General features: G+C 59.2%; 9 protein-coding genes. 2 read left to right on the top strand and 7 right to left on the bottom strand.

Going from position 1 to position 7,273, the window contains the following annotated elements; all coding sequences use genetic code 11:
• Positions 1 to 4: 4 nt before the first annotated feature.
• From H7B67_RS30445 to uptA, 6 genes are all read right to left on the bottom strand, one after another.
• Positions 5 to 1,513: an ATPase, T2SS/T4P/T4SS family gene (locus H7B67_RS30445; RefSeq protein WP_245364100.1), complete on the bottom strand. Its 1,509-nt coding sequence runs from the start codon at positions 1,511 to 1,513 to the stop codon at positions 5 to 7.
• Positions 1,510 to 2,358 (bottom strand): CpaE/TadZ family protein, encoded by an 849-nt coding sequence (locus tag H7B67_RS30450; RefSeq protein WP_185123681.1) that lies wholly within the window; start codon positions 2,356 to 2,358, stop codon positions 1,510 to 1,512. The genes H7B67_RS30445 and H7B67_RS30450 overlap by 4 nt, the downstream gene beginning before the upstream one ends.
• Entirely contained in the window at positions 2,355 to 3,071 is a 717-nt protein-coding gene (gene cpaB / locus H7B67_RS30455) for a Flp pilus assembly protein CpaB (protein WP_185123682.1), read from the bottom strand. Before cpaB ends, H7B67_RS30450 begins: the two co-directional genes overlap by 4 nt.
• Positions 3,072 to 3,259: 188 nt before the next feature.
• Complete coding sequence (locus tag H7B67_RS30460) at positions 3,260 to 3,889, bottom strand: MBL fold metallo-hydrolase (protein ID WP_185123683.1); 630 nt, start codon at positions 3,887 to 3,889, stop codon at positions 3,260 to 3,262.
• A gap of 22 nt (positions 3,890 to 3,911) precedes the next feature.
• Positions 3,912 to 4,478, bottom strand: a complete 567-nt coding sequence (locus H7B67_RS30465) for a thioredoxin family protein (protein ID WP_185123684.1) — start codon at positions 4,476 to 4,478, stop codon at positions 3,912 to 3,914.
• Between the two features lie 103 nt (positions 4,479 to 4,581).
• Positions 4,582 to 5,199, bottom strand: coding sequence for an undecaprenyl phosphate transporter UptA (gene uptA, locus H7B67_RS30470; RefSeq protein ID WP_185123690.1), 618 nt, complete (start codon positions 5,197 to 5,199; stop codon positions 4,582 to 4,584).
• 181 nt (positions 5,200 to 5,380) lie between these two features.
• Here uptA and H7B67_RS30475 point away from each other — a divergent pair, with 181 nt between their 5' ends.
• Positions 5,381 to 5,830 (top strand): cupredoxin domain-containing protein, encoded by a 450-nt coding sequence (locus H7B67_RS30475; RefSeq protein ID WP_185123685.1) that lies wholly within the window; start codon positions 5,381 to 5,383, stop codon positions 5,828 to 5,830.
• 98 nt (positions 5,831 to 5,928) lie between these two features.
• Entirely contained in the window at positions 5,929 to 6,240 is a 312-nt protein-coding gene (locus tag H7B67_RS30480) for a dehydrogenase (RefSeq protein ID WP_185123686.1), read from the top strand.
• 202 nt (positions 6,241 to 6,442) lie between these two features.
• Here the strand turns inward: H7B67_RS30480 and H7B67_RS30485 are convergent, their stop codons facing one another.
• Positions 6,443 to 6,796, bottom strand: a complete 354-nt coding sequence (locus tag H7B67_RS30485) for a hypothetical protein (protein WP_185123687.1) — start codon at positions 6,794 to 6,796, stop codon at positions 6,443 to 6,445.
• Between the last annotated feature and the right edge of the window lie 477 nt (positions 6,797 to 7,273).

The raw sequence follows: 7,273 nt of genomic DNA on the forward strand, positions 1-7,273 counted from the left end.
CCGCTCAGTCCCCCTTCCCCGCCTGAACCATTGGCCGCAATTTCTTCCAAGCTTCCGGCGCGTATCGTCCCAGCCTCTCCCTCGCTTTCGGGGAGCAATTCAGCGGGAGCTTCCATTCTCCGCTTTCTTCGTCATACCGCACCCAGTCGCGAACGACGGCTTCTCCTTCGCGCCATTCGAACTCCCCGATTCGGACGAGCTTGCGCGACGAACCGACCATCCTCATCTCGAAGCCGATCTGCGTCACGTATTCGGTAATCCGCTTCGTCAGCCGGACCGGGTTCATTCCGCGGTTGTCGAGCATGCACATGTCCGTCAATGCTTCCGGCACGTCCTCCAGCGCGTTCGCATGGACGGAAGTGACGCTTCCTTCATGCCCGCGGGTACAGGCCCTGACATAGATATTGGCGTCCTCGTCGCGAATCTCCGCATGGCAGATCCGTTGCGGGGATTGGCGAAGCGCGAGCTTAAACGCCTGCTTCGAGCCGTGCAGCGGGTCCTCTTCGTCGGCTTCGTATTCGATGACGTTCTTGTCCGGAAAATCCCGCAGCAGGGACAGCTCGTACCGGCCTTCGATCGTCACGAGCCTCTCCTCGTCCGGCATGGCGGCGATCAGCGCCTTGATCAAGTGGGTCTTGCCTGTATTCGTGGCCCCGATGACGACCATATTGAACCGCGAATCGACGATCGCCCGAAGCAGCTCGCGTATCGGCTCGTTGATCGTCCGATACTCGGGCCGGCACAGCGTATCCAGCTCGAATCGGCGAACGGTGTAGAAGCGGATGGTCAGCGTCGGCTGCGAAGTAAAGCCGAACCCGGTCATCGTCACCCGGGAGCCGTCGAGCAATTGAACCTCCGCCCACCTCTTGCGGGGGTTGATCCGATCGTTATTGAACAGCACCAGGTTCTGCTGGATTCTCTCGACCATCGCCACGTCTTCGAATCGATAGGCGGACGGAACGGCCCGACCGTCTCTCACTTCGAAGATCCGGGTCCCGACGACTTGAACCTCCTCCAAACCGTCGCGATGGCGAAGCACCAGCTCCAGCACGTTCAGTCCGATCACCTCGGCGAACAGCGCCTCCGCCAACGTTCCGTACGGAAGGGAGCCGGTCGAGAGATGCTGCAGCCGCTTCTTGATGATCCAATCGGACAGGACGGCGAGCAGCTCCGCGCGTTCCTGCGGGAATCCGATCACGGCCCGGTTGAGCTTCTCCGCGTAGCGCCTTTGCTCTTCCTCGTTCCAGCCTCTAGGGGCCGCCAGCATGTGTCTCGCTTCTTCCGTCAGAGCTTTAAGGTCTATGCCGGCCAACCCGTTCCCCGGTTCTCTTAGCAGCGATGGCTGGGAGCTCGGCAACGAACTGTCGGTTTGAAGCTTAGCCGCGTAAGCGGTCGGCGAGAACCGCCGCGTTGCCGGCTCCTTCCCTTGCAGCGCGGCTCCTCCGCGGGCATCGTTCTCCGCTTGCCCCGTCTTCTCGACCATCCTGCTTCTCGTATCCGGCGCCCCGTTCATCGCCTTCTGCTCCGGTGCATCATGAGTCTCCTCCGCCACGGACGATCCGATTTCTGCAGCCTCTCGGCCCAGTTCAGCGTCCGGAGCAGCGGATCGACCACGGAATCGAAGGCGGCCGCGTTCCTCTCGTCCGAGGCCAGCCATTCGTCCAAGCGGCCGCTGTCCAGCTGAAGATGCAGGCTCTCCTTCAGTCTCAGCTCGGAGAGCGATACGGCTCCCGTCTCCTTGCGAATCTCTTTCATTCCGAACCCTCCTCCCGAATACGGATACTTTCCGTTTAGAAGCACGAGTTGATAATGCTGCCTCTCCACCCCGAATTGAGCGCCGACCTGCCCGGTCCACCGATGAACGTCCTCTTGAAAATGGCTAAGGTTCCCCGTCGTTACCAGACACCGGTGATCGGCCTCGCGCATCGCGCAAACCGTGGCGGCGTTGTCCCAATACGCGCTCACGTCCGCAATCGTCAGCTCGAAGGCCTCTCTAGCCGCCCGAAGCAAGCTCGTCATCTGCTCCGGCTCGTAATACTCCGCCTGGTCGCGGGCGAGATTGCCGAACAGCACATGCAGGCCGTTAAGGCGGGACGGCGCGAAAGCGTACTGCTTCAGCTTCTCTCCGCTAAGGGTTCCGGCCTTCAGCTCCGGCCGGATTCCGTCGAGCGTCACCTCCGGCTTGTCGATGCCCAAGTACAAATGCGTCTTCGCGCTCTTCAGATTCAGGCAGAGGAAGCCCACCCTCTTCCCCGTCGTGGATGCGATCCGGTAAGCCGTTCCGAATGCCGCAAGCGATGTCCCGATGTTCGGCGTAGAGCCGCCGAAAGCGACCAACTTGCCTGATGCCGCGCTCATGCTCCTTCCTCCTCTTCCATATCGATAGCGGAAGCTTCGTAGGCGATGACGACCTTCGAGCTTCCGTCCTTGCAGGCGGCGTCGAGCTCCAGCCATTGCCGCTCCGTCAGATTCAGGTTGACCGAATCGATGGTGCCGTTCGCGTCCCTTCGGGAGGCGTACATCTTCTCTTTGTCTCCGCTGGTCAGGGATTCGAGGCTGCTGTTCTCGGGGCTCTCGATCTCCGTGTTCGCCGCCGTCTTCACGGCCGCGACGACGACGGCCTCCGCATACAGCCTTCGGGAAGGCTCCTTGTCCGAAGATAGGTATACCCCGACCCGGTCACCCGCTCTTATCCCGTTGGACACCGACTTCACGTAGTTCCGCGGGATTTGGAACGTCGCCTCTCCCGGGCGGGGCAGCAGCGGGAACCGTTCCACCTTCCACGCCAGCAGAGGCTCCTCCGCCCCGAGAGGAGCGACCGCCTGCAAGCCGGACGCCTCGCCGATCCTCGTCAGCATCCCTTCCTGCACGGATGCCTTCGCAAGAGAGATCGTGGAGAGCATTCCCTCCTCCAGAATGGTGCCCGCCGGAATGAATTGCTTGGGCACGACGACCTTCACCATCTCTTCCTCTCGAATCTGCCTGATCTGGAGCCAGTAGATGCTATAAACGAGCATGCCGGACAATAGCGCCGCAGCCAGGCTGATCGTCAATTGACGCTTGCGATTCATAACCGCTTTCCCCCTATCCCCGCAACTCAGAATGGAAGCCGCAACAAAAAAAGAACGCAGGCAAGAGAGGTATCCTCTCATAGCCTGCGTTCTTCGCAGCCGTTCGAATTCTATGAACCTTGGTAAGGCCCATATTATCAGATGCTTAGCGAATAGTAAAGAAATATTTTACAGATATAGGAGCCTACTTAAGGACGAACGTAAGGATTCGACTGCTTCTCCTCGCCTATCGTCGTCTCCTGGCCGTGTCCGGGAAGCACGAGCACCGAATCGGGGAGCGCGTACAGCTTCTCCCGAATCGACTTTTCCAGGGCCGCTTGGTTGCCGCCGGGAAGATCGGTGCGTCCGACCGAACGCCGGAACAGCGCGTCCCCCGCGAACAGAAGGTCGCCGCATAGCAGGCTGACGCTGCCGGGAGAATGACCCGGCGTATGGAAGATACGGAACGTTTCCCCGATCCACTCGATCGTCTGCCCGTCTTCCAGGGCAAACTCGGCCGGATCGGTCTTCACCGGAGGCGTCACGTCCGTCCAGCGCAAGGAGCCGTTCTTCGCCGGGTCGACGAGCCAATCCTTCTCCTGGGCATGGAGATAAACCGGCGCTCCGAAGCGCTTCCTCAGCTCGTCCACTCCGCCGATATGATCGAAGTGGGCGTGGGTAAGGACGATCGCTTCCACCTGAAGCCCTTCCAGGCGGCGAATGAGCGCCGGATCCGGCGTTCCCGGATCGATGACGATCGCCCGCTTGCGGTCGGCGCTTGTCACCGCGTATGCGTTCGTCTGAAGCGCCCCTAACGTATACCGTTGAAAAGAAACCATGTCGCCTATCCCTCCCGCCGTTTTAGAAGCCGGACAACAGGTCGTTCAGCTCGCGCAGGACGACAGGAGCGTAATCCGATTGCTCGCCGTAACGGCGGCCGATCTCCTGGCGGGCAGCTGTCAGGTTGTCTTGGTAATCCGCCGCCTCGCGGTCCGGATTCGCCGCCTTGAAGTCGATCATGACCTGCTGAACGTGCGCGGGACGAGGACCCCACTTGCCGAGGAGGTAGCCGCCGGTATCCGTGAACAGCACGATCGGGATGGAGCGGCCTCCCAGCGTCAGGTGCTCGTCGATGAAATCGAGGTGCTGCTCGATAATGAACACTTCCGTGGGAATGCCGGCCGTCTCCATCGCCCGGAATACGACCGGCACGCTCCGAAGCGCGTCTCCGCACCATTCGGCGCTGATGATCATGCAGCGAAGGTCGTCGCGGTTGTTCAGCGATTCGAAGAACTCCTTCTGCTCGTCGTCCGGCCACGAGAACCCTTCGTAGTTCGCCGCGAACGCTTCTTTATTTTTGGTCATTCCGTCCATGAACGCCTGCGGAGAAATGCCGGTATTCAGTCTTGCGGAAAGTGATTTGCTCATCAAAGTTCCCTCGCTTCTGGAAATAGGTTCTTGAACGCCTCTATTGTAGCAGATGAGTTTAATAACGCCTAACCGCGCCTAACTCTCGCCCGTCCTCTTGGAATCAGGTATTCTTGGAGGACTTGGAACGCTTGCGCAGATACTGAAACAGGAAGTAAACGATCAACAGCGCAATCGCGACAAGGATGATCGGCTGCACGTACGGAGCCGCTTTTTCGTCGATATTTTCCCACTGGTCCCCCAATTTCCATCCGAGCCATACGAACAGAAGAGACCAGGGCAGCGAAGCGATCAGGGTCAGAAGGGTGAATTTGGTCAAGTTCATCTTGGACATGCCCGCGGGCAGCGAGACGACCTGGCGCATGACCGGAACGAACCGCCCGGTGAACACGATGATCGGACCGTATTTCTCGAACCAGCGCTCGGACAGCTCGATATGCTTCTCTTTAATGTGCAGATACTTGCCGAACTTATAGACGAACGGGCGACCTCCGAAACGGCCGATCGCGTACAGAATCCATTGCTGCAGCACGGCGCCGATCGTTCCGCAGAGCACGGCGACCCAGAACGAGATGTCTCCTTTGGATACGAGATAGCCGCCATAGGCGAGAACGATTTCGCTTGGGATAACCTCTAACGCAAGTCCGATAATAATTCCGAAGTAGCCGAGACTCTCTATCCACACCAGCAACTGATCCAGCCATCCATGAATCGTGTCCATCATGTAGCGCGTTCCACACTCCCTCTTCGACTCCTTGAAAGATTCAATCTTCTCTATCATAGGGCATGGCATGCTCTTTACGCAAACTATCGAACGGACAAAACGGCTTGTCATGCAGGGACGGGCTCGCGCATAGACTCTTGGTAGAAGTAGGACAAAGTTGAAGAGGAGAGAGCGGACGATGAGCAAAGTCGTGTTCATTAGCAAAAAAAGGGCGCAGTGGTACCTCGTCCTCGCATTGGTCGTCATTATCGCCGGGGTTTATATCGGTTGGCAGCAAAATAAGCCCGCCATGGCTACGTTGGACGATTCCGGCACGCAGGTGTTCAATCTCGTTACCGGAGAGTTCACGAGCACCGTAAACGGCAAGCAGCTGGAAGCGTATGTCTTCGCCCCAAGCACGATTCCCGTCAAAAAAGGCGTTCCGGTCGAGCTTCGCATCACGGGCGTCAGCGGTCAGTCCCACCCGTTCGTGATCGAAGGCTTGGATATCGAGGGCACCGTGCAAAAAGGAAAAACGACGGTCGTGAACTTCACCCCGAAGGAAGCCGGCACCTATTCGATCGTCTGCACCACGCACAGCGACCCGCAAACCAGCATCCCGATGGTCGGTTACCTGGTCGTTCAATAAGCTTGTCCGTCATGGCCGCCCCCTCTACCGAGCCGGGCGGCCTGCCTGTGTCCGAAGCCTCCCTCCTTGCATAGGTTAATGTCGGGAGAGGATGACCGATGAGAGCAGGACAACCGAAGCATCAAGCCCCCCTGCCCTCCGCCCGCACGATTCGCAGGGCGTGCAGCAACGAGCTTTACCGAACGGTCAAGCGGCTGCGGCTCTACGTGCCGGAGGAGAAAATCCGGCAAGCGGAGGAGCTGTACGTGAAACGGGTGATCGGCAATCTGATCTGGATCACGGAGAACCGCAGCGATCGCCGCAAGCTGGCGGATTGGTGGGATGCCGAAGTAAGCGAAGCCGTCGCCGAGCTCTGGGAGGTTGATCTCGCTAAGCTTCAGGCTGCTTTTCGCGCCTCTTTCGGGGGATGATCTCGGGACAACCACGGGACGAGAGGGAGAGCGTTGGCGGGTCGGTGGCGGTCGTGGCAGGTCGTGGCAGGTCGGTGAGGGAAAGGCAAAAAAACAAGAAGGCCGGTCCTTTCGGGGCTGGCCTTCTCGCCTATTTGCTTGCTTGCTCGCTCGCTTGTAATGTTGCTTGGCTGCCGGGCATTAGCCGATCCGGCTTTCTCTCTTAGCCGATGATCGCGAAGGTCTGAACTCCGGCCGGTATCGTCCTTCTTCTGAACAGAACGCCGTTCGCGTTGAACGTCCGAATCGTATAGCTGACTCTGGTGAGAACGGGAATATTATTGAACCGGGCAACGCCGAAGGAATCGAACGCTGCGATGCTGACGATGACGTTGTTCCGGGTCAAGGTAGCAAAGAAGCCGGTCGTGTTGAAAGGAACGCCGTTGTTCTGCACCCAGACGACGGTCAAACGATTGAAGGTCGTCCCTTGCACGGGCACGAGATTCTTCTTGGCGAATTTATAAGTCTTCGACTTTTGGGAATCGCCGCGGATGGGTCGAGGGCGTCTGTTAGCCATAATGGGATCACACTCCTTAGCTGAGTATAATCCAGTCTATGAACCTAGCAGCGGCTCGTTCCCGGCTCTCTCCCAGCGGTTCGTCCATTTTTGGCGTGACCTGTGAAAATGCCGCGAATATCGCGCGATTGCTCGTCCGCCAAGGCGTACTTCGGCTTACGCGGATTGGTCAGCGACTTCGGCGGGCGTTGTGCGGAATTTCCGTGCATCTTGGGCCGATCGGCGCTCCGGCCGCGGGCGTTGCGCGGAATTTCCGTGCATCTTGGGCCTATCGGCGCTCCGGCGGCGGGCGTTGCGCGGAAAATCCGTGTATCTCGGGCAGATCGGCGCTCCGGCGGCGGGCGTTGCGCGGAAATTCCGTGCATCTCGGACCGATCTGCGCTCCGGCGACGGGCGTTGTGCGGAAATTCCGTGTATCTCGGGCAGATCGGCGCTCCGGCGGCGGGCGTTGTGCGAAAAATCCGTGTATCTCGGGCA

Origin of the sequence: Cohnella thailandensis (assembly GCF_014212135.1) — a bacterium.
In the GTDB taxonomy this organism is placed as follows: Bacteria; Bacillota; Bacilli; order Paenibacillales; family Paenibacillaceae; genus Cohnella; species Cohnella thailandensis.